Source organism: Vibrio sp. 10N.222.52.B7 (assembly GCF_041474275.1).
Classification (GTDB): Bacteria; Pseudomonadota; Gammaproteobacteria; order Enterobacterales; family Vibrionaceae; genus Vibrio; species Vibrio crassostreae_C.
Genome location: NZ_JBFRTU010000456.1, coordinates 1 through 586, shown reverse-complemented (window position 1 = coordinate 586; position 586 = coordinate 1). Strand labels below are relative to the sequence as shown.

At 46.4% G+C, this 586-nt stretch carries 1 protein-coding gene; it reads left to right on the top strand.

Annotated features, from left to right (window positions below):
- On the top strand, positions 1–586 hold a 586-nt coding region (locus AB4512_RS23670; RefSeq protein ID WP_372175957.1), incomplete at both ends, for a TonB-dependent receptor domain-containing protein.

The following is a 586-nucleotide window of genomic DNA, read 5'->3' as shown; positions in this document are numbered from 1 at the left end:
GATTGGAACCAAGTTAATGGCTCTTGGGAGTTCACTAAAGACGGTGACTTATCTATTCCAGATCGTGAATACAACGTGACAACCATCGGTGGTGACATTCGTAACATTTCTTGGGTTGGTGAGCATGAGCTTACTTACGGTCTTGATGGTTACAAAGCTGAACAATGGATTGATGCTGGCGATGGCGTTTACCAAAGCGGTTCAAAGCAAGGTGAAACCAAGAAGTACGGTATGGATGGCGGCACGATTACAGCGTACGGCCTTTACGTGCAAGATATGTATGAATTCAGCGATTTCCGCTTAACCACAGGTCTGCGTTACGACGTTCATAAGCTGGGTGGTGTATACACGGGGGATTTCGACCAGCTGTCTCCAAAGTTCAAAGGGGAATACCAAACCACGGACAATCTAAAACTTCGTCTTGGTTACGGTCGTTTGTTTAAAGGTGCATCACTGCCAGAAACGCTAACGATGAAAGCGGCATCCGACGTTGACCAGTCTGATACTAAGGCGATGACAGGTAATAACTACGAAGCAGGTTTTGATTACGAACTGACAAGCTTACTTGCGGCGGATTACGCCATTC